The organism is Pseudomonas sp. 30_B (assembly GCF_017491605.1).
GTDB lineage: Bacteria > Pseudomonadota > Gammaproteobacteria > Pseudomonadales > Pseudomonadaceae > Pseudomonas.
In genome coordinates, this window is the sequence record NZ_JAFGYY010000032.1 from 1 (window position 1) to 25126 (window position 25126).

General features: G+C 67.0%; 29 protein-coding genes. 7 read left to right on the forward strand and 22 right to left on the reverse strand.

The window, feature by feature from the left end; all coding sequences use genetic code 11:
* On the forward strand, positions 1 to 181 hold a 181-nt coding region (locus tag J5M67_RS24600; protein ID WP_207888045.1), incomplete at its 5' end, for a hypothetical protein.
* 167 nt (positions 182 to 348) lie between these two features.
* Entirely contained in the window at positions 349 to 1449 is a 1101-nt protein-coding gene (locus tag J5M67_RS24605) for an AI-2E family transporter (RefSeq protein WP_207888046.1), read from the forward strand.
* 7 nt (positions 1450 to 1456) lie between these two features.
* Here the strand turns inward: J5M67_RS24605 and J5M67_RS24610 are convergent, their stop codons facing one another.
* Entirely contained in the window at positions 1457 to 2080 is a 624-nt protein-coding gene (locus tag J5M67_RS24610; RefSeq protein WP_207888047.1) for a hypothetical protein, read from the reverse strand.
* Positions 2081 to 2185: 105 nt separating this feature from the next.
* Between J5M67_RS24610 and J5M67_RS24615 the strand changes: the two genes are divergently transcribed.
* Positions 2186 to 2872: an RNA pseudouridine synthase gene (locus J5M67_RS24615; RefSeq protein WP_207888048.1), complete on the forward strand. Its 687-nt coding sequence runs from the start codon at positions 2186 to 2188 to the stop codon at positions 2870 to 2872.
* A 245-nt stretch (positions 2873 to 3117) separates the two neighbouring features.
* Entirely contained in the window at positions 3118 to 3351 is a 234-nt protein-coding gene (locus J5M67_RS24620; RefSeq protein ID WP_207888049.1) for a hypothetical protein, read from the forward strand.
* A 152-nt stretch (positions 3352 to 3503) separates the two neighbouring features.
* Here J5M67_RS24620 and J5M67_RS24625 read toward each other — a convergent pair whose 3' ends face one another.
* Positions 3504 to 5318, reverse strand: coding sequence for a monovalent cation:proton antiporter-2 (CPA2) family protein (locus tag J5M67_RS24625; protein ID WP_207888050.1), 1815 nt, complete (start codon positions 5316 to 5318; stop codon positions 3504 to 3506).
* Between the two features lie 74 nt (positions 5319 to 5392).
* Positions 5393 to 6106: a lipoate--protein ligase family protein gene (locus tag J5M67_RS24630; RefSeq protein WP_207888051.1), complete on the reverse strand. Its 714-nt coding sequence runs from the start codon at positions 6104 to 6106 to the stop codon at positions 5393 to 5395.
* A gap of 218 nt (positions 6107 to 6324) precedes the next feature.
* Between J5M67_RS24630 and J5M67_RS24635 the strand changes: the two genes are divergently transcribed.
* A complete protein-coding gene (locus J5M67_RS24635) occupies positions 6325 to 7527 on the forward strand; it encodes a GGDEF domain-containing protein (RefSeq protein ID WP_207888052.1) in 1203 nt (400 codons plus the stop codon).
* 719 nt (positions 7528 to 8246) lie between these two features.
* Here the strand turns inward: J5M67_RS24635 and J5M67_RS24640 are convergent.
* From J5M67_RS24640 to ccmA, 10 genes are all read right to left on the reverse strand, one after another.
* Positions 8247 to 8675 (reverse strand): hypothetical protein, encoded by a 429-nt coding sequence (locus J5M67_RS24640; RefSeq protein ID WP_207888053.1) that lies wholly within the window; start codon positions 8673 to 8675, stop codon positions 8247 to 8249.
* Between the two features lie 23 nt (positions 8676 to 8698).
* Positions 8699 to 9910: a c-type cytochrome biogenesis protein CcmI gene (ccmI, locus tag J5M67_RS24645; protein ID WP_207888054.1), complete on the reverse strand. Its 1212-nt coding sequence runs from the start codon at positions 9908 to 9910 to the stop codon at positions 8699 to 8701.
* Complete coding sequence (locus J5M67_RS24650) at positions 9907 to 10377, reverse strand: cytochrome c-type biogenesis protein (RefSeq protein ID WP_207888055.1); 471 nt, start codon at positions 10375 to 10377, stop codon at positions 9907 to 9909. The genes ccmI and J5M67_RS24650 overlap by 4 nt, the downstream gene beginning before the upstream one ends.
* Positions 10374 to 10916 (reverse strand): thiol:disulfide interchange protein DsbE, encoded by a 543-nt coding sequence (gene dsbE / locus J5M67_RS24655; protein ID WP_207888056.1) that lies wholly within the window; start codon positions 10914 to 10916, stop codon positions 10374 to 10376. The genes J5M67_RS24650 and dsbE overlap by 4 nt, the downstream gene beginning before the upstream one ends.
* A 2-nt stretch (positions 10917 to 10918) precedes the next feature.
* A complete protein-coding gene (locus tag J5M67_RS24660) occupies positions 10919 to 12892 on the reverse strand; it encodes a heme lyase CcmF/NrfE family subunit (protein ID WP_207888057.1) in 1974 nt (657 codons plus the stop codon).
* A 1-nt stretch (position 12893) separates the two neighbouring features.
* On the reverse strand, positions 12894 to 13379 hold the full coding sequence (gene ccmE, locus J5M67_RS24665) for a cytochrome c maturation protein CcmE (RefSeq protein WP_152222048.1): 486 nt from the start codon (positions 13377 to 13379) through the stop codon (positions 12894 to 12896).
* Positions 13376 to 13552, reverse strand: coding sequence for a heme exporter protein CcmD (gene ccmD, locus J5M67_RS24670; RefSeq protein WP_207888058.1), 177 nt, complete (start codon positions 13550 to 13552; stop codon positions 13376 to 13378). Before ccmD ends, ccmE begins: the two co-directional genes overlap by 4 nt.
* Positions 13549 to 14295 carry a heme ABC transporter permease gene (locus tag J5M67_RS24675; RefSeq protein WP_207888059.1) on the reverse strand — a complete coding sequence of 249 codons (747 nt, stop codon included), beginning with the start codon at positions 14293 to 14295 and terminating at the stop codon, positions 13549 to 13551. The genes ccmD and J5M67_RS24675 overlap by 4 nt, the downstream gene beginning before the upstream one ends.
* A gap of 65 nt (positions 14296 to 14360) precedes the next feature.
* On the reverse strand, positions 14361 to 15032 hold the full coding sequence (gene ccmB / locus J5M67_RS24680) for a heme exporter protein CcmB (protein ID WP_207888060.1): 672 nt from the start codon (positions 15030 to 15032) through the stop codon (positions 14361 to 14363).
* Positions 15029 to 15685: a cytochrome c biogenesis heme-transporting ATPase CcmA gene (gene ccmA, locus J5M67_RS24685; protein ID WP_207888061.1), complete on the reverse strand. Its 657-nt coding sequence runs from the start codon at positions 15683 to 15685 to the stop codon at positions 15029 to 15031. The genes ccmB and ccmA overlap by 4 nt, the downstream gene beginning before the upstream one ends.
* Before the next feature lie 239 nt (positions 15686 to 15924).
* On the opposite strand from ccmA, the gene J5M67_RS24690 reads away from it, so the two are divergent.
* Complete coding sequence (locus tag J5M67_RS24690) at positions 15925 to 17514, forward strand: flagellar hook-length control protein FliK (RefSeq protein ID WP_207888062.1); 1590 nt, start codon at positions 15925 to 15927, stop codon at positions 17512 to 17514.
* Positions 17511 to 17846 carry an EscU/YscU/HrcU family type III secretion system export apparatus switch protein gene (locus J5M67_RS24695; protein WP_207888063.1) on the forward strand — a complete coding sequence of 112 codons (336 nt, stop codon included), beginning with the start codon at positions 17511 to 17513 and terminating at the stop codon, positions 17844 to 17846. The genes J5M67_RS24690 and J5M67_RS24695 overlap by 4 nt, the downstream gene beginning before the upstream one ends.
* Positions 17847 to 17852: 6 nt before the next feature.
* Here J5M67_RS24695 and J5M67_RS24700 read toward each other — a convergent pair whose 3' ends face one another.
* The 9 genes from J5M67_RS24700 to J5M67_RS24740 all read right to left on the reverse strand — a co-directional run bounded on the left by J5M67_RS24700 (position 17853) and on the right by J5M67_RS24740 (position 25077).
* Positions 17853 to 18338 carry a hypothetical protein gene (locus tag J5M67_RS24700; RefSeq protein ID WP_243434863.1) on the reverse strand — a complete coding sequence of 162 codons (486 nt, stop codon included), beginning with the start codon at positions 18336 to 18338 and terminating at the stop codon, positions 17853 to 17855.
* 119 nt (positions 18339 to 18457) lie between these two features.
* Positions 18458 to 19342 (reverse strand): DMT family transporter, encoded by an 885-nt coding sequence (locus J5M67_RS24705; RefSeq protein ID WP_243434864.1) that lies wholly within the window; start codon positions 19340 to 19342, stop codon positions 18458 to 18460.
* A 192-nt stretch (positions 19343 to 19534) separates the two neighbouring features.
* Positions 19535 to 19945, reverse strand: coding sequence for a DUF2802 domain-containing protein (locus tag J5M67_RS24710; RefSeq protein WP_207888065.1), 411 nt, complete (start codon positions 19943 to 19945; stop codon positions 19535 to 19537).
* Position 19946: 1 nt separating this feature from the next.
* Positions 19947 to 20426 (reverse strand): chemotaxis protein CheW, encoded by a 480-nt coding sequence (locus tag J5M67_RS24715; RefSeq protein WP_015476565.1) that lies wholly within the window; start codon positions 20424 to 20426, stop codon positions 19947 to 19949.
* Between the two features lie 71 nt (positions 20427 to 20497).
* Positions 20498 to 21388: a CheW domain-containing protein gene (locus J5M67_RS24720; protein WP_207888066.1), complete on the reverse strand. Its 891-nt coding sequence runs from the start codon at positions 21386 to 21388 to the stop codon at positions 20498 to 20500.
* 91 nt (positions 21389 to 21479) lie between these two features.
* Positions 21480 to 22271, reverse strand: coding sequence for a ParA family protein (locus tag J5M67_RS24725; RefSeq protein ID WP_207888067.1), 792 nt, complete (start codon positions 22269 to 22271; stop codon positions 21480 to 21482).
* 49 nt (positions 22272 to 22320) lie between these two features.
* Positions 22321 to 23205 (reverse strand): flagellar motor protein MotD, encoded by an 885-nt coding sequence (gene motD / locus J5M67_RS24730; RefSeq protein ID WP_207888068.1) that lies wholly within the window; start codon positions 23203 to 23205, stop codon positions 22321 to 22323.
* A 16-nt stretch (positions 23206 to 23221) separates the two neighbouring features.
* Positions 23222 to 23962, reverse strand: coding sequence for a flagellar motor protein (locus J5M67_RS24735; protein WP_207888069.1), 741 nt, complete (start codon positions 23960 to 23962; stop codon positions 23222 to 23224).
* Entirely contained in the window at positions 23962 to 25077 is a 1116-nt protein-coding gene (locus J5M67_RS24740) for a chemotaxis response regulator protein-glutamate methylesterase (protein ID WP_207888070.1), read from the reverse strand. Before J5M67_RS24740 ends, J5M67_RS24735 begins: the two co-directional genes overlap by 1 nt.
* Positions 25078 to 25126 lie beyond the last annotated feature (49 nt).

Consider the following 25126-nt stretch of genomic DNA (forward strand, 5'->3'; position numbering starts at 1 on the left):
GCCCTCCACCCGCCAGAAAGCCGCCCCCAAGGCCCCCGCCGCCACCGCCACCAGCGAAGCGCTGGCAGACCAGGTAGCCGCCTTCCTGAAGTCCGGCGGCGAGATCCAGCAGATCGCCAAGGGCGTGACCGGTCAGAACTACGGCGCACCGAGCCGCCACATCAGCCTCGGCAAGAAGTAACCCCCTTTTCGGCAAGCCTGCCGGCTCCGGCAGGCTGCCCGTTTCCCTCCTCTGCACGCTCCCGCATCATTCCCGACATCTTTTATTGCCTCCGCGCCTTGCTCTCGGGCAGAGTCCGCCAATAGTTTGGACCTGGCCGCCCCGGCCACCGCCGCAAGGAGTTCGCGATGCTACCCACGCCCCCGGAAAAGCTGCTGTCCCGCAACCTGCTGGATGTGCTCATCCGCGCCGGCCTGATTCTGCTGCTGGCCCTCTTCTGCTTCCGCATTTTCCACCCGTTCCTCGACCTGATGCTCTGGTCGGTGATCCTCGCCATCACTCTTTACCCGCTGCACCAGATGATCAGCCACGCCATGGGCGACCGGCCGAACAGCGCGGCGACGGTGATCGTGCTGCTGGGCCTGGTGATCCTGCTGGTGCCGGTGGTGGTGATCGGCCTGTCCATGGCCGAGTCCGTGCGCGACCTGGTGCAGGCCATCCAGAACCGTACCCTGCATGTTCCGCTGCCACCGGATTCGGTGCAGAACTGGCCGGTGATCGGGCAGTACGTCTATCCGTTCTGGCATCGCGTCGCCACCGACTTCATGGGCGTTGCGCAGCAACTGGCCCCGCACCTGCAGGGCGTGGCGAAGAAGATCGCCGGCCAGGCGGCGGGCGTCGGCATGGGGCTGATGCAGTTCCTCGCCGCCTTCGTCATCGCCGGCGTGATCATGGCCTACGGCAAGCTGGGCAGCCGCACCGCCTGCGACATCGCCATCCGCATCTCCAACCTGGAACGCGGTCCGGGGCTGGCCGAGTTGTGCACCGCAACCATCCGCGCGGTGGCCCAGGGCGTGGTGGGCGTGGCGTTCATCCAGACGCTGTTCCTGGGCCTGGGCTTCATCGTCATGGGCATCCCCGGCGCCGGCCTGCTGGCCCTGGGCGTGCTGCTGCTGGGCATCACCCAGCTGCCGGTGGTGCTGATCACCCTGCCGGCGATCATCTATGTGTTCATGACCGGCGACTCGCTGCTGGTGAGTATCCTGTTCACCGTCTGGACCGTCATCGGCGGCCTCAGCGACAACGTGCTCAAGCCCCTGATGTTCGGCCGCGGCAGCAAGGTACCGATGGCCGTGATCCTCATCGGCGCATTGGGCGGCATGCTCAGCAACGGCATCATCGGACTGTTCGTCGGCCCGGTGGTCCTGGCCCTGGGCTACGAGCTGTTCATGTCCTGGGTACGTGAGCGCGAGACGCAGCCCGAGCCGCCCGCCGCCCCGACGCCCTGAAGCCCTCTCAGAGCAGCGCGACCATTTCCTTGAGCGTCACCGCCCAGGTGCCCTTGGGATTGAGATAGCGGTAACCGAACCGCGAACCGTTGGCGCGGGCAGTGAGCACCGCATTCCACGCCAGGCCGCGCTGCAGGTCGTGGGCCGGGTCGAGGAGGAAGAACGCCTCCTCGCTCATGCCCACGGCCAGCCCCCAATGGCGGATGTCGCTGTCCTTGCGGCCGTGGAACCCCAGTACCACCGGGATGTTCGCCGCCAGGTGCTGGCGGGTCCGCTCGACCATGCGCCGGCCGCTGCCGCGTTCCACGCGGAACTCCTTGTCGCTGATCACCCGTAGCAGCTCCAGCAGGTCGTCGCCCGTGGTGCCAACGCGGATCAGTGGTTCGCGTCGCTCCAGCGCCTGCATCAGGCGGCCGTAGCGTGTGCGCGAATCCACCGGCGCCAGCCCCTTGGCCTGGCGGCGCCCCAACTGGTTGCGCGCCAGCATTGCCATCACCAGGCAATAGGGGCCGCAGGCGCCGTCCATGTCGCCCTGGCGCAGGTGCACCTTGTCGCCGCGGCGGTTGATCAGGCCACCGCTGCCGAGTTCGTCCACATCCCAGTGCAGACCATCGATCAGGGTTATCTGCATCGCCTCGCTCCCCGTCCGTCATTAGGGTCTGACCGGTAGGAGTTCGGATCATTCCGATGGCTTGCGGTTACAATGGTGGCCCTTTTCCTGCCCCGGTCTCCCGTCATGTCCGAACCCATCCGCCTGTCCAAGCGCCTCGCCGAGCTGCTGCCCTGTTCGCGCCGCGAAGCCGAGCTGTACATCGAAGGCGGCTGGGTGACCGTGGATGGCGTGACGGTGGAGGAGCCGCAGTTCAAGGTCGACAACCAGCGCATCGAGCTGCTGCCCGGCGCCCTGCCCGAGCCCCTGCCGCCGATGACCTTGCTGCTGCACAAGCCCGCCGGCTACAGCGTCGAGGACGCCGTGGCGTTGCTGCGGGAGGAACAGCGCTGGAGCGACGATCCCTCCACGCAGCGCCTGCTGCGCAAGCATTTGCGCCAGCAGCGCCCGACCACCCCGCTGGAAGACGGCGCCAGCGGCCTGCTGGTGTTCACCCAGAACTTCGGCGTGATCCGCAAGCTGATGGACGATGCCGCCCGCGTCGAGCACGAGTACGTGATCGAGGTCAGCGGCGAGCTGGACGCCCATGGCCTGAAGCAGTTGGCCCAGGGCCTGCCGCTGAAAGCCAGTTGGCAGAGCGAGAATCGTCTGCGCATCGCCGGCAAGCAGGTGCGTCCGGGGCTGATCGGCAAGCTGTGCCGGGAAGCCGGGTTGCGCGTCGAATCGATCCGTCGCATCCGCCTGGGCGGCGTGGCCATGGCCAAGCTGCCGGTCGGCAACTGGCGCTATCTACAGCCGGGCGAGCGCTTCTAAAGGACTATCGACCATGGTCCAAGGCTCCCCGCGCAACGCGGGGAGCCGCTCTGGCACGCCGTTTTGCGCTGCTATCGATGGCGTCGATAGTGAACAGCAGGCGCTTTCAGTTCTCTTTGCCCGGCCCGCGCGGCATCTTCGCCCCATCAGCTCGCTGGAATCCGATTCGCCGGCCCCTCTTCCAGGCCGCAGGGGCGAACCCACCACCCGCGACAGTCGCCCACGGCCCGAAAGAGGATCGAATCATGCAAATCGTACTGGACTTCCTGCTGCTGGTTGGCTCCCTGGTGGAGCTGCTGCTCTATGTCGTCCTGGCCAGCGTGGTCCTGGCCACCGTGGTGCTGCTAAGTGTCATCGCCGTATTGACCCTGCGCTCGCCCGGCCAGCCGATCAGCATTCCCGAACGCCGCCGGCCGGTGGTTCGCAAGCCGCGCGCCGTGGTGGTGGAACATAAGCCGGTACTGGCCGAAGCAGCCTGACTCAGCCTTCGAGGCATCCCCTCTCTACTGCCAGGCCGACTGCATCGACCGACCTGACCTTCCGCACCACAGCCCTGACACGGACAACGCCCGCCCCCGGCAAAGCGGCGATGCGCCAGGGCGTCGCAGAATTCCCCAGCGCTTCCGGGCCGTCAGTGATGGCCGATACCCTGGTCTTCCAGGTGGTCGGCCTCGAACAGGGTTTCCAGTTCCTTGCGCGCCTCGCGGGCAGTCTGGATTACCGCCTTCTCGTCGTCGTAGACACGGTACTGGGCCATCAGCACCGCCTCGTCGTGACGCTTGAAGCGGCGGATGCGCGCGGCCACCTGTTCCTCGCTCAGCCCCAGGCCGGTGAGCAGCAAACGGCTCATTTCCAGGCTGGAATGGAAGGTCTCGCGCACCGGCGTCGCGTCGGCGTCGAGCAGGTGGTAGACGTGCTGGCGGTTGCGCGCCCGACCGATGACCTTGATGTGCGGGTAGAGCTTGCGCACCAGCCGTGCGGTCTCGATGTTGGTCTGCGGATCGTCGGTGGCGACCACGAAGAACTCGGCCTTTTCCACCTGGGCGGCGCGGAGGATTTCCGGGCGTAGCGGATCACCGTAGAAGATCGGAATATTGCCGTAGCTGCGGGTCAGCTCGATGGTGTCCACCGAGGTGTCCAGCGCCACGAAGGGCACGCCCTGGGCGCGCATGATACGGGCGACCACCTGGCCCATCCGGCCCATGCCGGCGATCACCACGCGCGGCGCGTCATCGGGCAACTGGCGGTACTCCGGCGGCGGCTCGCGCAGGACCGCCGGCTTGGGCTTGATGCCGCGCGCCAGGGCCAGCACCAGCAGCGGCGTCATCGCCATCGACAGGGTAATCCCCAGCACCAGCAGCGCATGCAGGTCGCCATCCATCAGGCCCTGGGCCCGCGCCAGCTTGAACACCACGAAGGCGAACTCGCCGCCGGCACCCAGCAGCACGCCCAGGCGTATCGCCGAGACCTTGTCCAGGCCTCCGGCCAGACGGCCGATGAGGAACAGCAGCGGCAGCTTGATGCCCACCAGCAGCAGGGTCAGGCCGATCACCCGCAGCGGCTCGCTCTGCAGCAGGCTGAGGTCGGCGCTCATGCCGACGCTGATGAAGAACAGCCCCAGCAGCAGCCCCTTGAACGGCTCGATCTGCGCTTCCAGTTCGTGGCGGTATTCCGAGTCGGCCAGCAGCAGGCCGGCGAGGAAGGCGCCCAGGCCCATGGATACGCCCGCCTCTTCCATCAGCCAGGCGGTGCCCACCACCACCAGCAGCGCGGTGGCGGTCGACAGGTCGGCCTGGCCGGTACGCGCCACCGAGCGGAACACCGGACGCAACAGGAAGCGCCCGCCGATCACCACCACAGCGATGCTGCCAACCACTTCCATGACATGGGCCAGGTCACCGCCGGCCGCCGCCGAATCGGCGCGCGCGCCCAGCAGCGGGATCATGGCGATCAGCGGGATCGCCGCGATGTCCTGGAACAGCAGGATGGCAAAGGCCAGGCGGCCATAGGCGCTGTTCAGCTCCTTGCGCTCGGCGAGGATCTGCAGGCCGAAGGCGGTGGACGACAGCGCCAGGCCGCCACCGATCACCACGGCGGCGTTCACCGGCAGATCGAAGGCCAGCACACCGAGGCTACCCAGCGCCAGGGCGGTGAGCAGCACCTGGGCCAGGCCCACGCCGAACACCTGCTTGCGCATCACCCACAGGCGCTTGGGCGAGAGCTCCAGGCCGATGATGAACAGCAGCAGCACCACGCCCAGCTCGGACAGGCTGGCGACACTCTCCGGGTTGTCGATCAGCCCCAGCAGCGAGGGCCCGATGAACACGCCGGCGAGCAGGTAGCCGAGCACGGCCCCCAGCTGCATGCGCTTGGCCAGCGGCACCATGAATACCGCAGCGAGCAGGAAGACCACTGCCGACTGCAGGTAGTTCGTCCCATGTTCCATGTATCAAGACTCCTTGGAAGGGTTGGGGCGAAGCGAAAATCCACCCATGTCGTTCAAATCAGGCTGCCTTCGAATCAGACATCCAGAGCCACGCCCTCGGCCAGCAGATGGCGCTGGAACTGCCCGGCCAGCGCATCCACCTGGCCCCAAGGCTGCGCGTGACGCTCATCCAGCGCCACATGGCTGGCGGCGCGGCAGCGCGCGTCGAGGCCACAGTGCTGGTAGAAGGCATTCACCACCTCGACCATCGGCTCACGCTGGTTTTCCATCAGGATCGCGCCATGGGCGAGCACCACGTAACGGCCGTCGCTGGGCCGGCGGCGCCAGCGCTGGGCGGTGCCGACCAGTTTTCGCCCGGACAGGTTGACGTTGTAGCGGCCATCGCAGAAGGCGCCGTCCACCTCGCCCAGGCCCGGATCGAGGCCCAGTGCGGCAAGCCAGTCGCAGAGTGGCTGGCAGAGGCGCTGATAGGCGGTTTCGATGCGTGTCTGTTCGTTGTCGGTGGACGGAATCGCGTAGACCAGGGCGACATTGAGCACGGCGGGCGATTGCGGCACCGGCTCGCCGCCGGTGTCGCGCAACGCAATGGGCCAGCCCAGCCCGGCGCAGACCTGCTCCGCCGCGCTGAAACCGTCCAGCCGGCTGAGCCGGCGCGGCATCACCAGAGCCTGCTGGAGCGGGCGCCAGAACAGCAGCCCGCTGTCCCGCTCGCCACGAAAGGCATCGTCCAGCAGGGCCCGCTCGGCATCCAGGCCCTCTTCCACCGGCAGGCGTTGCACTCTGTTCATGACCGATTCCTTCAGCATCCAGGGGGGCGGACTATGCCCGCAGCAGGCGAATCCGACAATGATCAGAGACGGATAGTTGCGGCTATAGCGACGTTTCGAAGGTAGCCGCAGTGGGCAGCCGCTCACAACCTGAACACTTCTTTCCAACCTGCCACGACACTGCCATCACCGCTGTCTATGCTCCAACTGCCCGCACGCGCTCGGGAGAGGCGGCAATCGTGTCCAGGACATGGCTCCAACAGCTGCAACATTCCGTCGCGGTCAATGACGCGATGGAGCAGCCGGTCGCCCTGGAAAACCTGCGGCGGCTGTATTTCGCCGCGGCTTTCGCCGTGGTTTTCGATCTCATCCATATCCTGGTGTTCTGGCTCAACCTGCAGGGTTCCAGCCCGGACCACGACGGCTGGCGCCTGGACATCATCCGCATCCATGCCACGGTAGCCCTGCTGTTCAGCGCCCTGGGCCTGCTTGCCTGGCTCGCCTCGCGCCCCCAGCGCAATTCGCCGCTGTGGTTCATGAAACTCCTGAGCCTGCTGGCCAGCGCCATCCTGCTCGGCTTCGGCATCGCCATCACCGGCGCGGACCAGCAGGTCACCAGTAGCATCACGCCTTTCCTGATGGGAGCGGTCGGCGCGGCCCTGATCATCCTGATGCGCCCGCGCCATGCGATCACGCTCTACATCCTCGCCCTCAGTATCTTCGAGGTGACGATGATGCTGACCCAGGCGAGCCCTGAGCTGCGCCTGTCCAACCAGATGGGCGGGCTGACCATCTGCGGTATCGGCCTGATCCTCTCGCTGATCCTCTGGCACGGCCACATCCGCAACCTGCGCCAGCGCCAGTTCCTCCGTCAGCAGCGACTGGAGCTGGAGGAAAAGAACCGCCAGCTGGAATACCTCGCCGGGCATGATCCGTTGACCGGGCTATTCAACCGGCGCCAGTTCGACCAGTTGGTGAGCATGGAACTGGCTCGGGTATCCCGGCAGCCGGCGCCGGTCAGCCTGCTGATGGTGGACCTGGATCATTTCAAATTCATCAACGACCGCTATGGCCACCCGCTGGGCGACGAGGTGATCCGCCATACCGCCCAACTGCTGCGCAATTACACCCGCAGCGGCGACAGCGTGGCGCGGCTGGGTGGGGAGGAATTCCTGCTGCTGTTGCCCGACACCGGCCAGGCGCAGGCGCGCAGCATTGCCGAGAAGGTCCGCAAGCTGCTGGAGGAAACCGCGCTGCCCATGAAGGGCGGCCTGTTGTATCTCACCGCGAGCTTCGGCATCGCCTGTCTGGAGGCGGGCGTGCCGGGCACCTACGAGGGGCTTTACGCGGCGGCGGACAAGGCGCTGTACCGGGCCAAGGCCAGCGGGCGCAACCGGGTGGAGCTGATCGAGGTGGGGGCGCAGATGGGGACGTTTGATTGACGGGCGAGCACCCTTGACTCCCTTCCCACCCGAGCAGCTCTTCGTAGGAGTGGACCTTGTCCGCGAAATCATTGCGGATGGCTCCCTTCCAACAGGGGAATACCCGCGTATCCCGCCTACGTAGGAGCGGACTCCGTCCGCGATCAGCCAGTGTTCGCTAGCAAGGACTGGGCGTCGCCTCCGGTCCTATGGGCTCTGGCGTCATGCCGAGGTGTTTTTTCCGGTGGTATTGCCTTCCGCCGCGATGGATTTCGCGGACAAGGTCCGCTCCTACAGGAGCTAGTCCAGCGCACGCCGGGCGCTTTGTTCAGGCTTTAGCTCTTGAGGACTTCCAGAGAAATATCCGCACACACCGGAGCGCCCCTTCAGGAGGCCGAGTGGAGTCGGAGTTTCAGGGGTTGAGCGGCATGGATGCCGCGAGAGCGTCGTCGGGCCAGGGATGGCCCGTCGACGCGTGCCCCTGAAACTTCGATGGAGCGAGGGAACCTCAGCGAAGCTGGGGCCGGATGATGGGGCAAGACCTTTGCCTTCTTTGGGGCGTCTGCCAAAGAAGGTCGCCCGAGGGGGCGAAACAAAATCTCTCAGCACACGCCGAAGCGGCGCTGGACACCCAAGCAAAAGCATCGCGGACAAAGTCCGCTCCTACGAAAGCCGTGTAAGAACGGCGCCTGTCCGCAACTCCGATGAGGGTGTCCGCGGACAAAATTGTGCAGGAGACCTTACGGCGCGCTGTACTTGCGGGTCAGCCCCGGCGGCACGCCGCTGCTGTCGGTTTCGGTCCAGGGCCCCTGGGGAGCGACGCTCCAGTACCAGCCGTTATCCCAGTGGTAGTAGGTGCGCTGGCGGTAGTAGGTATCCTTCTGTCCCTGCATCACGTAGACGCCCAGGCTGGCATCCCAGCGGCCCTTGCCACCGGGCGGCGGGGCAAACTGGGGCGGATGCCTGGAGGTGGACTGCTGCTTGTTCGGCTGCGGGGTGATCGGCGAGGACGACGACTTGACCGGCGGCTTGGTGGTCGTGGTACCCGGCTGCGTCGGCGTGGTGGTCGGCCGCGACGGATACTCCGATGGCTCCTCCGGCTGCGGCGGTTGCACCACGCAGCCACCCAGTACCAGCAAGGCGCTCAGCGCCAGCAGTCTAACCTTCATCACCCTACCCTCTCCTATCCGTTTCAGCGCTGGTCCGGGCTGTCGATGGTCACTGCCTGCTCGCCAGCCTGGGCAGTAGACAACGCTTCGGTGCGTCCGATCCACTCCCCGGCCGTCGCATTGCCAGCACGGGAAACCCGCGCCACCAGTTGCACCTGCGGGAAGGCCGAGAGCTTGAGCTGCGGCATCATCGCATCGGCGTCGCTGAGCGCCACTTCAGTGGGCAGGTCGGAAACCTTCAGGCGCTTCACCGCCAGCGGCATCGGCGGGCCGCTCACGGCGCGGGCGAAGACGAATACGCTGTCGTCCGGCTTGACTTGCCCCTTCACGGCGGCGGAGAGGTCGACCTTAACCTTCAGCGTCACCCCGGCGGTAGCGGCCGCAACCGGCGCTTCCGGCGGCGTCTGGCCCTTCTCGATCATGCGCTGGCGGGCACGCTCGATGCCACCTGCGATCGCCTCGCGGGATGGGTCGTCCTGCGGCAGCACGGCAACCAGGCGGCCCCAGTAGTTGACCGCGTCGGCGTATTTCTCATCCTCGAAGGCGGCGATGCCGAGCAGGCCGAGGGTGGTGACTTCCTGCGGGTCCTTCTTCAGCGCCTCGTCGGCCAGGCCGCGCACCTCAGGGGTCAGCGCCTTGTTGCCGGCGAAGTACAACGCCTGGGCCCACTGGCCGAGGACTTCCGGCTGGCGGCCGGAAAGGCGTGCGGCCTGCTCGAAGGCCTTGGCGGCGTCGGCGGCGCGATTCTGGGTCATGTAGGTGCGGCCAAGGAAGTACCAGCCTTCGGCGGAGTCCGGCTGGGCCTTTACCGCGCGCTCCAGGCGGGTGGTCATTTCTTCCATCGAGTGCGGCGCGGTGGCGAATTCGCGGGCCAGGGCCACCTTATCGCTGGAGCCCCAGTGCAGGTAGAGGCCGAGGGCGAGGAACGGCAGCACCAGCACCACGATCAGCGGCGCGGCGCGGCCGAGGCGGGAACGGCGGTCCTCGGCGGTGCCTTCGGTATCGGCCAGCAGCTCGCGGGCGGCCTCGGCACGGCCGGCGTCAAGCTGGGCATCGTCGAGGGTACCGGCATCACGCTGGGCGGTCAGCTCGGCCAGGCGCTCCTGGTACAGGGCGACGTTGAGGGCGGTGCGGTCTTCCTCGGCCTGGGCACGACGGCCGCGCAGCAGAGGGACGAGGAGGAATGCCAGGGCCACCAGCAACAGCAGGCCGGCGGCGAGCCAGAAGTCGATCATTTGTCTTGGTTATCCAGCAATTGGTCGAGACGCGCCTGCTCCTCGGCGGACAGCGTGGTGGAGGTGGCGGCAGCCGGGCGGCGGCGACGGGCGACGATGACGCCGATCACGCCCACACCCAGCAGCAGGAAGGCCGCCGGGCCGAACCAGAGCAGCCAGGTGCGCTCGCTGACCTCGGGCTTGTAGCGCACGAACTCGCCGTAGCGGTCGACCATGTAGTCGACGATCTGCTGGTTGCTCTTGCCCTGCTGCAGCTGGGCGTAGATCTGCTTGCGCAGGTCGGCGGCAATCGGCGCGTTGGAGTCGGCGATGTCCTGGTTCTGGCACTTGGGGCAGCGCAGTTCAGTGGTCAGGTCGCGGAAGCGCTGGCGCTCGGCATCGTTGGCGAACTCGTAGGTGTCGATGGCCGCATGGGCGATGCCGGTGAGGGTCAGGCCCAGCGCAGCGGCGGCAAGCAGTCGCTTCATTTGCCCTGCGCCTCGTCCACCAGCCCCTGGTAGATCGGCGCCAGCTGTTCGCGCCAGACCTTCTCGTCGACGGCGCCGACCAGCTTGTGGCGGATGATGCCGTCCTTGTCGATGATGTAGGTCTCCGGCGCGCCGTACACGCCCAGGTCCACGCCCAGGGTGCCGGTGGCGTCGGCGATGTTCAGCAGGTAGGGGTTGTGCAGTTCCTTGAGCCACTTCTGCGCGGCGACGGCATCGTCCTTGTAGTTGATGCCGTAGATCACCACGCCCTTGGCGGCGAGGTCGGTGAGCACCGGGTGCTCGAAGCGGCAGGTCGGGCACCAGGTGCCCCAGACGTTGACCAGCGCCGGCTTGCCCTTGAGGTCAGCCTCGGTGTAGGTCTTGCCCGGCTCGGTGACGCTGGGCAGCGAGAACGCCGGGAACGGCTTGCCGATCAACGCCGAGGGCAGCTCGCTGGGGTCCAGCCACAGGCCACGGAAGAGGAATACCGCGACGACCAGGAAGATCGCCAGGGGCAACAGCAGGATCGCACGCTTCACACTCAGGCTCCCTGTCCGGCAAGGCCCAGGGCCTCGCGTACACGTGTTTTCACTTTCAGGCGGTAGCGGCCGTCGAGCGCCGCCAGCACGCCGCCCAGGGCCATCAGCAGGCCGCCCAGCCAGATGAAGCGCACGAACGGTTTGATGTGCACCCGCACGGCCCAGGCGCCATTGTCCAGCGGCTCACCCAGGGCGACGTAGAGGTCGCGGGTCAGGCTGCCGTGGATACCGGCCTCGGTCATCATCGAGCTCTGCACGCTGTACAGGCGCTTCTCCGGGTGCAACACGGTGACTTCGGAGCCGTCGCGGATCACCCGGATGGTGCCCTTGTCGGAGGTGAAGTTCGGCCCCTCGAAGTGATGAGTGCCCTCGAAACGGAACTGATAGCCGGCCAGCTCCACCGACTCGCCCGGCGCCATGCGCAGGTCGCGCTGGGCGCTGAACTGGCTGGTGAGCACCACGCCGATGGCGCACACGGCAATCCCCAGGTGCGCCAGTTGCATGCCCCAGTAGCTGCGATTCAGGCCCGCGGCACCGGCGATCACGCCCTTGTGGCGGACCTTGTCGAAGAAGTCGCGCACGCCGGCCAGCACCACCCAGGCGGCCAGCAGGAATACGCCCAGCACTTCCCAGTGCAGCTCGCCGTAGAGGAAGCTGCCGAGCACTCCCAGCACCAGGGTGCCGATCAGCACCGGGGTGAGCATGCCGCGCAGCCAGCGGGTCGGGGTGTCCTTCCAGCGCACCAGCACGCCGACCGCCAGGGCCAGCATCAGGATCGACATCAGCGGCACGAACAGCGCGTTGAAGTACGGCGGGCCGACCGACAGCTTGGCGCCGCTGATGGCGTCGAGCACCAGCGGGTAGAGGGTGCCCAGCAGGATCATCGAGGCGGTCACCACCAGCACCAGGTTGTTCAGCAGCAGCAGGGTCTCGCGGGACCACAGGGCGAAGCCGACCTGGCTCTTGACCACCGGCGCACGCAGGGCGAACAGGGTCAGCGAGCCGCCGACCACCACCAGCAGGAAGGCCAGGATGAACACGCCACGCTCGGGGTCGGAGGCGAAGGCATGCACCGAGGTCAGCACGCCGGAGCGGACCAGGAAGGTGCCCAGCAGGCTCAGCGAGAAGGCCGCGATGGCCAGCAGCACGGTCCAGCTCTTGAACACGCCGCGCTTCTCGGTCACCGCCAGCGAGTGGATCAGCGCGGTGCCCACCAGCCAGGGCATGAAGGAGGCGTTTTCCACCGGGTCCCAGAACCACCAGCCGCCCCAGCCCAGTTCGTAGTAGGCCCACCAGGAGCCGAGCACGATGCCGACGCCGAGGAAGGTCCAGGCCACCAGGGTCCAGGGGCGCGACCAGCGCGCCCAGGCCGCGTCGAGGCGGCCGCCGAGCAGCGCGGCGATGGCGAAGGCGAAGGCCACCGAGAAGCCCACGTAGCCCATGTAGAGCATCGGCGGGTGAATGATCAGGCCGGGGTCCTGCAGCAGCGGGTTCAAGTCGTTGCCGTCGGACGGCACCTGCGGCAGCAGGCGGCTGAACGGGTTGGAGGTGATGATCAGGAACAGCAGGAAGCCGGTGCTGATCATGCCCATCACCGCCAGGACGCGGGCCAGCATCACTTCCGGCAACTGGCGGGAGAACACCGACACGGCGAAAGTCCAGCCGCCGAGGATCAGCGCCCAGAGCAGCAGCGAGCCTTCGTGGGCGCCCCACACGGCGCTGAACTTGTAGTACCAGGGCAGCGCGCTGTTGGAGTTGCTGGCGACGTAGGCCACCGAGAAATCATCGTGGAGGAAGGCCCAGGTCAGGCAGCCGAAGGAAAACACCAGGAAGGTGAACTGCCCCCAGGCGGCCGGACGCGCCAGGCTCATCCACTGGCGGTCGCCGCGCCAGGCGCCGATCAGCGGGAAGAAGGACATCACCAGCGCCATGCACAGCGCCAGGATCAGCGAGAGGTGGCCGAGTTCGGGAACCATGTCAGTTGCTCCCCTGCTGTGCCGCGCCGTTGGCGCCCTGGCTGGCTTCGTAGTGCTCCAGCTTGCCGCTGTCCTTGAGCGCCTTGGTGACTTCTGGCGGCATGTATTTCTCGTCGTGCTTGGCCAGCACTTCGTCGGCGGTCAGCACGCCGTTCCCGTCGATCTTGCCCAGGGCGACGATGCCCTGCCCTTCGCGGAACAGGTCCGGGAGGATGCCGCGGTACTTCACCGTGACTTCCTTGGCGAAGTCGGTGACCACGAATTCCACGTCCAGCGAATCCGCCGAACGCTTGAGCGAGCCCTTCTCCACCATGCCGCCGGCGCGGATGCGGGTGTCGTGCGGCGCCTCGCCGTTGGCGATCTGGGTCGGGGTGTAGAACAGGTTGATGTTCTGTTGCAGGGCCGACAGCGCGAGGGTGACGGCCACGCCCACGCCGGCAACGATGGCGAGGACGATGTACAGGCGCTTCTTGCGAACCGGATTCACTTGTTGGCCTCCCGGCGCAGACGACGCGCCTCTTCTTGCAGGTACCGCCGGCGCGCCAGCAGCGGCGAAGCGACGTTGATCGCCAGCACCACCAGGCTGATGGCGTAGGCCGACCACACATAAGGGCCATGGTGACCCATGGCGAGGAAATCACCGAAGGACTGGAAACTCATAGTGCGCGCTCCACCTCAGCCTTGACCCAGCTCGAACGGGCTTCGCGCTTGAGCACTTCCAGGCGCATGCGCATCAAGAGCACCACGGCGAAGAAGCAGTAGAAGCCGGCGACCATGAGCAGCAGCGGAATCCACATCTCCGGCGGCATCGGCGGCTTCTCGGTGAGGGTGAAGGTGGCCGGCTGGTGCAGGGTGTTCCACCAGTCCACCGAGTACTTGATGATCGGGATGTTCACCACGCCGACGATGGCCAGCACCGCGCAGGCCTTGGCCGCGCTGTCGCGGTTGGTGATCGCTTGGCCGAGGGCGATGACGCCGAAATAGAGGAACAGCAGGATCAGCATCGAGGTCAGGCGCGCGTCCCACACCCACCAGGCGCCCCAGGTCGGCTTGCCCCAGATGGCGCCGGTGACCAGCGCGACGAAGGTCATCCAGGCGCCGATGGGCGCGGCGCACTGCACGGCGACGTCGGCGATCTTCATCTTCCAGATCAGGCCGATGGCGCCGGCCACCGCCAGCATGACGTAGCAGGACTGTGCGAGGAACGCCGCCGGAACGTGGATATAGATGATGCGGAAGCTGTTGCCCTGCTGGTAGTCCGGCGGCGCGAAAGCCAGGCCCCAGACGATGCCGACGCTCATCAGCAGGATCGCGGCGACGGCGAACCAGGGCAGCCAGCGTCCGCTGATCTCGTAGAACCACTTGGGCGACCCAAGCTTGTGAAACCAAGTCCAGTTCATCATCAGGCTCTGTAATGCAAAGCTCTAGTCTGTCGCCGATCCTGCTTCCCAGGCTGGCGATCGTTCGTTCACTCGCCGACGCTGATCTTCAGCCCGGCGGCGATGGCAAAGGGCGTCAGCGTCAATGCTAACGCCGTCAGGCTGGCCAACCACAACAGGTGCCCGGCGGTCGGGAGGCCCTGCAGGGAGGCTTGCAGCGCGCCGCTGCCAAGGATCAGCACCGGTATGTACAGCGGCAGGATCAGCAGCGCCAGCAGCAGACCGCCGCGCTTCAACCCAACTGTCAGCGCCGCACCCACCGCGCCCAGCAGGCTCAATACCGGCGTACCCAGCAGCAGCGACAGCAGCAGGTCCGGCAGGCAGCGCGCCGGCAGGCCCAGCATGAGGGCGAACAGCGGGGACAGCAGCACAAGCGCCAGCCCGGAAATCAGCCAGTGTGCCAGCACCTTGGCCAGAACCAGAAGTGGCAGGGGGTGCGGCGAAAGGACCCACTGTTCCAGGGAACCATCCTCGAAATCGCTGCGGAACAGGCCATCCAGCGACAGCAGTACCGCCAGCAGCGCCGCGACCCAGACCAGGCCCGGCGAGAGGTTCTTGAGCATCTCCGATTCGGGGCCCACCGCCAATGGGAACAGCGCGATGACGATGGCAAAGAAGACCAAAGGATTAGCCAGCTCCGCCGGACGGCGGAACAACAGGCGGGTCTCGCGGGCGAGCAGCAGGGTGAAGACGTTGCTCATCGCGACGCCACCTCCCGCGCATGCTGGCCGAGATCAAGCGCCCGGTAGCCGGAGGGCATCCGCTCCAGGGTGTGGTGGGTGGTCAGCACGACCAGACCGCCGCGCTCGCAATGCCCGGCGAGGTGCTCTTCCAGCTGCGCCACGCCCTGCTTGTCGAGGGCGGTGAAGGGTTCGTCGAGGATCCACAGCGGCGGCGCATCCAGGTACAGGCGCGCCAGGGCCACGCGGCGCTGCTGGCCGGCGGACAGGGTGTGGCAGGGCACGTCTTCGAAACCCCGCAGGCCGACGGCGGCCAGGGCCTGCCAGATGGCTTCGTGGCTGGCCGGCTGGTGCAGGGCGCAGAGCCAGGCGAGATTCTCTTCGGCGGTCAGCAGGCCCTTGATGCCGGCGGCGTGACCGATCCACAGCAGCAGCCGCGCCAGTTCGCCGCGCTGCTCGCCCAGCGGCTTGCCGTTGAGCAGCACCTCGCCCGCGGTGGGCTGCATCAGTCCGCTGAGCAGGCGCAGCAGGCTGGTCTTGCCGCTGCCGTTGGGGCCGACGATCTGTAGCATCTCGCCAGCGCCCAGTCGCAAATCGAGACGCTCGAACAGCATGCGCCAGTCGCGCTCGCAGGCGAGCGCAACGGTTTCGAGAAGTGGATGGGTCAAGGGCATCGGCAACCGTCGGGCAGAAAACATTCAGTGGTGCAAAAATGCGGCCATAACGCCCGGGCCGCCCAGCGCGGCCTCGGGCGGCGCATTATACACAGGCGTTCCTACGCCCGACGTCAGGTTTTTCGACAGGGTGTAACGTCAAAACAGCGCACCCGGCGCCGCCGGACGGTCTAAAGTGCCTGCTGCACGCGCCGATACACTGGGCGTCAACCCGTCCCGCATGCCCAGCCAGGTCCCCGATGCCGAGCGAAATTGGCGCCTCCCGCCCGCTCCCTCCCACTCCCCCCTCACGCAACGCCGCAAGCGCTGCGGAGCTGACCCTCAAGCTCGCGCAGAGCCTGGGCGACCTGCTGCCGCCGGGTGAAAAGGCCCAGGCCGAAGTGGTCGCGGTACGCGATACCCAGGTCAGCTTCCAGCTCCTGCTGCGCCTGACGCTGGCCAGCGGACAGCAGACCCTGGTCAGCGCGGAAAGCCCGCAGGCCCTGCCCCAAGGCAGCACGCTGCAACTCTCGGCGCTGTCGCAGACCAACCTCGCCGCCACCTTGCTGAACCAGGCCACGACGAATCAGACACTGATCGGCCAGCCCCCTCTGGAAAGCCTGGACCTCGACCTGCTGCCGGTGGGCACCCTGTTGCAGGGCAAGGTCGAAGCCAGCCAGCTGATCGCCCAGGGCAAGGCCGAGCAGGTCATCTACAAGGTGCTGGTCAGCCTGCTGAACACGCCACTGGCGGGGCGCCAGCTCAGCCTCGAATCGCCGCATCCGCTGCCGCTGGGCAGCCTGCTCAGCGCGCGGGTGCAGGACCAGCAGGCCCTGCAGTTCCTGCCGCTGACCAGCCGCCTCGACCAGCTCGACCTCAGCCAGCAACTGACCAGCCAGCAGACCCGGCAAGGCTCGCTGGAAGGCCTGTTCCACGCCCTTCAGGGCGCCGGCCGTGGCCAGGCGCTGAGCCCCGAGCTGCGCCAGGCTGTGGATAAATTGCTCACCGCCCTCCCCGATGCCCATCAACTCGGCAGCGCCAAGGGCGTGGCCCAGGCCATCCAGCAGAGCGGCGTGTTCCTCGAAGCCCAGCTGCTGCGCGGCGCCGAAGGCCTGCCGCAGGACCTCAAGGCCAACCTGCTGCGCCTGATCGCCCAATTGCTGCCGGCACAGAACGGCACCGCCGCTTCGGTGCTGGGCAACCTACCGGGCAATGCCCTGGCCGGCGCCAGCAACCTGGCGCAAACGCTGCCGGCCTTCGTGCGCAACGCCCTCGGCGTGCTCGGCCAGACTGGCGGGCGCACCGCGCCGACAATCGGCTTTCCGCTGCCCAGCCGCCTGGCGCACCAACTGGAAGAAGACGGCGACCTGGAATCCCTGCTCAAGCTCGCCGCCGCTGCGGTGGCGCGCCTGCAGACCCACCAGCTGTCCAGCCTGTCGCAGAACGAAGTGCTGCCCGACGGCACCGTGCTCAACACCTGGCAGATGGAAATCCCCCTGCGCCAACAGCAGCATCTGGTCCCACTGCAGGTGCGTATCCAGCAGGAAGAACGGCAGGCCAGCGAACGCGAACAGCAGCGCGACACACTCTGGCGCGTGGAGCTGGCCTTCGACCTCGACCCCCTGGGCCCACTGCAGGTCCAGGCCACCCTCGCCCACGGCAGCATCGCCAGCCAGCTGTGGGCCGAGCGGGCCAGCACCGCCAACCTGATCGACCGCGAACTGGGTACCCTGCGCCAGCGCCTGAACGACGCCGGGCTCACCGTTGGCGAGCTGTCCTGCAGCCAGGGCAAGCCGCCCCAGGGCAAGCGCACCGCCGTGGAACAGCGCTGGGTGGATGAAACCGCATGAGCAAGCCGAAGAAGGCCCCGCGCCAGGTCATCGCCCTCAACTACGACGGGCAAACGGCACCGACCCTCACCGCCAAGGGCGACGACGAGCTGGCCGAAGCCATCCTCGCCATCGCCCGCCACCATGAGGTGCCGATCTACGAGAACGCCGACCTGGTGCGCCTGCTGGCGCGACTGGAGCTGGGCAAGGCGATTCCCGAGGCGCTCTATCGCACCATCGCCGAGATCATCGCCTTCGCCTGGTACCTGAAGGGCAAGAGCCCGCTGAACGGCGCCCCGCCCACGGATGAAACCCCACTATTGCTCGACGGTCCCGGCACAGCGACCGATTGACGCCGCTCAGGAGCTCCCCGAACAGCGCAGCGGCTCGCCGGATACCTGATAGTCGCGGATTTCGCTTACCGACGCGCGAATCGGCTTTTCGTCCTCGCCGTGGTAGGCCACCAGGCTATTGGCGACCTCCCGCAGTTGCGCCAGCGACAGCGGCTTGTCCAGCACCTGCAGCAGCGGCACGCGATTTTTCCACGCCCACTGGTACAACCCGGTCTTCTCCCGGTCGCTGTAGTTCCCCGCCAGCACGAACTGGCGGAAGGCGTTGCTCTGACTGAGGGTTTTCAGACTCATCAGCTCGCCGGGACCGGGCGCGAAATCGTCAAGGATGAACAGGCTGTAGCGCTGCTGGCTGGACAGCGCCTTGCGCACCTCGTCCAGGTCCTGACACAGGCTCAGGTGATAGAACTCCAGGCGGTTGAGCAGTGCGCTGTAGTCCAGCAAGCGGCCCGGATGCGAACACAGCACCATGGCCCGTCGCGAAATGGCGGCCATATCGTTGGCCCTCTCGGAAGTTTCGACGGGGCCAATCTAACGGCGTTCTGAAGGCTTTCTTATCAGACAAGTCCGAAACGCACGTAGCAAATGGACTACAACGAGCTGACTGCCGATCCTCAGCGGCGCTTCAATACCAGGGCCACGCCGCTCAGAGTCAGGACCATCGCGAGGATTTCCCGCGTACCAATGGCGTCGCCCAGCATGACAGCGGCGGACAGTACGCCCAGCAGCGGCACCAGCAACATGCCGGTTGCCGCGACGGACGCCGGCAGGCGCTGCAGGGCCGCGAACCAGGTCAGGTAGCAGACGCCCATGGGCACCAGCGTCATGTAGACCATGCAAGCGAGCGACGAGGGGCCCAGGGCATCCAGCCGCGGGTGCTCGAAGGCGATGCCGAACACCAGCATCGGCAGGCAACCCAGCCCGACCTGCCAGGCCGTCGAGACGATCGGCGCCAGCGGGAAGGGGCCGCCATTGAGCACAGTGCCCAGGGCGAACAGCACGGCGGCGGCCAGCGCGAAGCCGACGCCAAGGACCTGCCCTGGGGCGATGGAGAGACCGTGGGCACTCAGCAGCACCGTGACGCCGGCCAGCCCCAGCAACAGCGCGGCAAAGCCGCTCGCCGTAGGGCGCAGGCCGCGCAGCGGCCAGGCCAGCAGCGTGACCCAGATCGGCATCGAATAGACCAGCAGCACGCCTTCGCTGACGTTGATCCATTTCATGGCCAGCGTGGAAAAGCCCATCCAGGCGAAGACGTTGGTAAAGGCGGCGGCAGCGAGCCGGGGCATCACCTCGCGCCCAGGGATCAGCCGTTGCCCCTGCAGCGCCGCGATGGCGACCAGTATGGCGGCGGCGATCACCCCCGCCAGGCCCCGGGAGAACAGCGGCGGCCAGACCTCCAGCAGCAGTTTCATGGCGGGCCAGTTGATGGCCCAGCCCGTGGCGGTGACCAGCAGGCAGACGATGCCGGGAAGACGCGAATCGAGGTGCGGGCGGTGCATGGGGCTCAGTGCCATCCCCTGGACAGTCAACGACAAGCGCAGGCCGCACTGACTATGCCGCCGTGGACACGGCGGAATGCAGGATTCATCGGTATCGGCGCGGACAAAGGACGCTCACGTTGCACCGGCCTTGCGCCGTTGTCGAGCAGGATGTCCGGGCGAGTCGCAGGCGCGCTCGCGGACGTCGTACCGCTACTCGCGCTCCTTGCCCTGGTGCAGGCGCGCGACCAGTTCGGCCTCGGCCTGGGACAGCCCGCAGCTCTGGGTCAGGTCGGCGGCCGAAGCGCCCATGCCGACCAGACGCGCCGCCTGGCTGTACGACAGGCTGGCAGGGTCGCGCTGCTCCATGCGCGTCACGCGCTCGGGCAGCGGCGCGAGCTGCTTGCCCAGGTCGCGCAGCTCCTCGCCCATGCGGACATTGATCAGCTGGTACGACTCGATACGCTTGCCCAGCTCTTTCAGGCGCTGTTCGAGCGCCTCGACCTGCGCGGCCTGCGCCGCCGCCTGCGCCTGCTGGACGCGCTGACGCCCGGCCAGCCAGACACAGGCTACCGCAAGACCGATACAGGCCACGGCCAGCAACGCCAGTGCGATCAACTGCACCTCAGATGCTCTCCAGCTCCGACCACTCTTCCTCGGTCATCATCTTGTCCAGCTCGACCAGGATCAGCAGCTCGCCGTTCTTGTTGCACACGCCCTGGATGAACTTGGCCGACTCTTCGTTACCGACGTTCGGCGCGGTCTCGATTTCGGACTGGCGCAGGTAGACTACCTCGGCGACGCTGTCGACCAGGATGCCCACCACCTGCTTGTCCGCCTCGATGATGACGATGCGGGTGTTGTCCGAAACCGGCGCCGGGTCCAGGCCGAAGCGCTGGCGGGTGTCGATCACGGTCACCACGTTGCCGCGCAGGTTGATGATCCCCAGCACGTAGCTCGGGGCACCGGGCACCGGCGCGATCTCGGTGTAGCGCAGCACTTCCTGGACCTGCATCACGTTGATGCCGTAGGTCTCGTTGTCCAGGCGGAAGGTGACCCACTGCAGAATCGGATCTTCGGCACCCTGCGCTGACGTTTTCTTCATATCCCCTCGCCTCTTCTTCGAACCACGCCGCTGGCGGCATGGTGGCTCTCGTTAAATGGATCAGCGCGCACTCAGTGCTGAGGGCGCCGCGTTGCGCCGCTGGCGATCAACTCGGCCAGGGCCGAGACGTCCAGCAGCGCGCACATCTGTTCGATCACCGTGCCGGCCAGCCACGGGCGCTGCTGGCGCTGGGTGCGCCACTTCACCTCGGACGGGTCCAGGCGGATCGAGCGGCTGACCTGGTGCACCGCCAGCCCCCACTCGTAGCCCTGCACGGAAATCACGTACTGCAAACCTTCGCGATAGTCGTCGCGGTAGCGCTCGGGCATCACCCAGCGCGCGGTGTCCAGCACCTTCAGGTTGCCGGTCTGGCCCGGCAGGATACCGAGGAACCAGTCCGGCTGACCAAACAACGGAGTCAGGTCGTGGCCCGCCAGCGGATAGATCGAGCCCAGGCAGACCAGCGGCACCGCCAGGGTGAGCCCGGCGACGTCGAACAGCAGGCACTCGAACGGCTCGGCGGCCCACAGCGGGCGGCCGTCGTCCAGCAGCGCCAGGGGCGCGGCCGGCAATTCGGCGCTGCCGGGCTGGCGCAGCTCGATGACCTGCGCGCTCTGCGGCGGTACCTCGGGCTCCGGCGCCATGGGCTCGGGCTCGACTGTCCGTGCCACGGGCTCGCGGACAAGGTTCAGGCGGGCATCGCGCACCTGCTCCTCGAATACCGCGGCCTCGAATTCATCCAGGCTGACGCTGTCGCGCTGCGGCTCCACCAGGCTCGGCTGCGGCTCGACGACGACCGCCTCCACCGGTTCGACGCTGGCCAGGGCAACCGGCGCCGGCGCTTCGGGTGCGGGCGCAGGCGCGGGTGCGTCTGCGAACTCTTCGAAAGCATCCTGCAGCAGCGCATCCAGGTAGGACTGCAGCGCAAGCTGGGGACGCGTGGCGGTAGCGGAACGAGTCATGGTTGATGACCGCGCAAAGGGACTTTCCAGCCTATCGGCCGCCGGGTGGCGAGACTTGAACACTCTCGTCGGAAATTCTTGCTCGTCATGCTCAGGCCACCTGCTGCGCCGCCGGCACCTGCCCCAGCAGATGCTTGAGCAGTGCGCGGTAGGCGATCACGCCCCGGCTGTTGGCGTCGTTGCGCGACGGCACCAGACCGTGGCGGCTGGCGTCGCGCAGCTTGGTGTCCACCGGCACGAATGCCTGCCAGAGCGTGTCGGGATAGGTGTCGCGCAGCACCCGCAGCGCGCCGAGCGACGCCTGGGTGCGGCGGTCGAACAGGGTCGGCACGATGGTGAAGGGCAACGCCTGCTTGCGCGAGCGGTTGACCATCTTCAGGGTGTTGACCATGCGCTCCAGCCCCTTCAGGGCGAGGAACTCGGTCTGCACCGGGATCACCAGGTGCTGGCTGGCCGCCATCGCGTTGACCATCAGCACCCCGAGCAGCGGCGGGCTGTCGATGATCGCGTGGTCGAACTGGTTCCACAGCTGCGCCAGGCTCTTGGCGATCACCAGGCCCAGGCCGTTCTGCCCCGGCGACTGGCGCTCCAGGGTGGCCAGCGCGGTGCTCGACGGCAGCAGGCGCACGTTCTCGTGGCTGGTCGGCAGCAGCAGCGACTCCGGCAGCCCCTCGGGCACGTTGCCCTGGTGCAGGAACAGGTCGAACACGCTGTGCTCCAGGGTGTCCGGATCGTGGCCGAAGTAACTGGTCATCGAGCCGTGCGGGTCGAGGTCGACGATCAGCACGCGCTTGCCGGCGTCGGCCAACAGGCCCGCCAACGCGATGGAGGATGTGGTCTTGCCGACGCCACCTTTCTGGTTGGCTACCGCCCAGACTTTCATAGTGCTGACTCCCCGCTGGCACAGGATCGGTTCAGGGTCGCCATGATTTTCACTCCCCTGCCGCCGATGTCGAAGATTTGACGGCGCCACTGCCGGGCGCCTCGCTGGCAACCACTGGTGCAGGTTGCGTGCCAGCATGTCGCAACGCCGGGTCCGGCTGCGCCTTGCCGCTGCCCACGCCGCTGACGGCGCGGCGTACTTCGAGGTTGCGGGAAATCACCAGCACCACCCGGCGGTTGCGGGCGCGGCCTTCCGCCGTCGCATTGTCCGCCACCGGCTGGAATTCACCATAGCCCACCGCCGCCAACCGGCCTGCATCCAGGCCGTCCTGGGCGAGCATGCGCACGATGCTCGCGGCGCGGGCGGCCGACAGTTCCCAGTTGGTCGGGTACTGGCTGTTGTGGATCGGCACGTTGTCGGTAAAGCCTTCGACATGCACCGGGTTGCGGTAAGGCGCCAGAATCCTGGCGACCTTCTCGACGATGGTGAACGCGGTGTCGTTGGGGATCGCATCGCCGCTGGGGAACAGCAGGCTGGAATTGAGAGTGATCTCGATCCAGAACTCGTTGCCGCGCACGCTCACCTGGTCGCTCTTGATCAGTTCGCCGAACGCCTCGCGCATGCTGCTGGCGATCTGCTGCAGGGTATCCGGATTGCCCTCGGCCTGCCCCTCGTCCATGGGTTCGTTCAGCGACTGGTCCGGCTGCTGGGTGCGTGGCCGCTCCTCGCCGATGGGGATCGGGCGGACCGCGCGGTCCGGCTGGTTGAACACGCCGGTCAGGGTTTCCGAAAGGATCTTGTATTTGCCCTGGTTGATCGAGGAGATCGAGTACATCACCACGAAGAAGGCGAACAGCAGGGTGATGAAGTCCGCGTAGGACACCAGCCAGCGCTCGTGATTCTCGTGTTCCTCGTGACGTCTGCGGCGAGGCATCTGTGTGTGTGCTCCCTCAGCCGACGAAGCCTTGCAGCTTCAGTTCGATGGAGCGCGGATTCTCGCCTTCGGCGATGGACAGCAGGCCCTCCATCAGCATCTCGCGGTAGCAGGACTGGCGGTGCACGATGCTTTTCAGCTTGTTGCCCACCGGCAGCAGCAACAGGTTGGCCAGGCCCACGCCATAGATGGTGGCGACGAAGGCCACGGCGATGCCGCTGCCCAGCTGGCTCGGGTCGGCGAGATTGCCCATCACGTGGATCAGGCCCATCACCGCGCCGATGATGCCGATGGTCGGCGAATAGCCGCCCATGGCTTCGAATACCTTGGCCGCCGCCAGGTCGCGGGTTTCCTGGTTGTACAGGTCGACTTCGAGGATGCTGCGGATGGCTTCCGGCTCGGCGCCGTCCACCAGCAGTTGCAGGCCCTTGCGTGCGTACGGATCCTGTTCGGCGTCGGCGACGGTCTCCAGGCCCAGCAGGCCCTCCTTGCGCGCTGTCATGCTCCAGCCAACCACATGGCCGATGCCGCCAACCAGGTCCACCCGGGGCGGCAGGATGATCCAGCGCAGCATCTGCAGCGAGCGCTTGAGCACGGCCACCGGGGTCTGCAGCAGCGCGGCGGCCAGGGTGCCGCCCATCACGATCAGCGCGGCCGGGCCGTTGGCCAGCGCACCGACGTGCCCGCCCTCGAGGAAGTTGCCACCGATGATGGCAACCAGCGCGAGGACCAGGCCGACAATGCTGAGCACATCCATCAGCCGCAGGCCTCGGTGAGGTGACGGCCGATGTCGTCCAGGCTGTACACCGCATCGGCCAGGCCCGCCTTGGCAATCGCCATGGGCATGCCGTAGATCACGCAGCTGGCTTCATCCTGCGCCCACACCTGGCTGCCGCCCTGCTTGAGCATACGCGCGCCTTCGCGACCGTCGGCGCCCATGCCGGTGAGGACCACCGCCAGCACCTTGTCGCCATAGGCCTTGGATGCGGAACCGAAGGTCACGTCGACGCAGGGCTTGTAGTTCAGCCGTTCATCGCCGGGCAGGATGCGCACGGCGCCGCGGGCATCGACCATCATCTGCTTGCCGCCGGGGGCCAGCAGGGCCACGCCGGGACGCAGCAGGTCGCCGTCCTCGGCTTCCTTGACGGTGATCTTGCACAGCTTGTCCAGGCGCTCGGCGAACGCCTTGGTGAACGCCGCCGGCATGTGCTGGATCAGCACCAGCGGCGCGGGGAAATTGGCAGGCAGCTGGGTCAGGACCCGCTGCAGCGCCACCGGCCCACCGGTGGAAGTACCGATGGCCACCAGCCGGTAGGGCTTACGCTTTGGGGGAGCGGAGGTCGCCGGTGCCGGCGCTGCGGGCGCATGGCTGCCAGCGGAAGCCGGCGCCGCATGGCGCGGGACACTGCCGGCGGCGGCTGGCGCGGGAGCCGGCGCGCCGGTGGAGTACGAGGCGTAGGCGGCGAAGCGGCGGTTGCTCCTGGCGATAGTGTGGACCTTCTCGCACAGCAGTTGGCGGACCTTGTCCGGGTTGCGCGAGATGTCCTCGAAATTCTTCGGCAGGTAATCGACAGCGCCGGCATCCAGCGCGTCCAGGGTCACCCGAGCGCCCTCGTGGGTCAGCGAGGAGAACATCAGTACCGGCGTCGGACAACGCTGCATGATGGTCCGCACGGCAGTGATGCCGTCCATCAGGGGCATCTCGTAGTCCATGGTGACCACGTCGGGCTTGAGCGCCAGCACCTGGTCGATCGCCTCGCGGCCATTGGTGGCCGTGCCGACCACCTGGATCTGCGGATCGGCGGAGAGAATCTCCGAGACACGGCGGCGGAAGAATCCCGAATCGTCCACCACCAGGACTTTGACAGCCATAGACACTCCTGAATAAAGCCTTGCCGCGCGCGCGGGCGTCCCCGCGCGC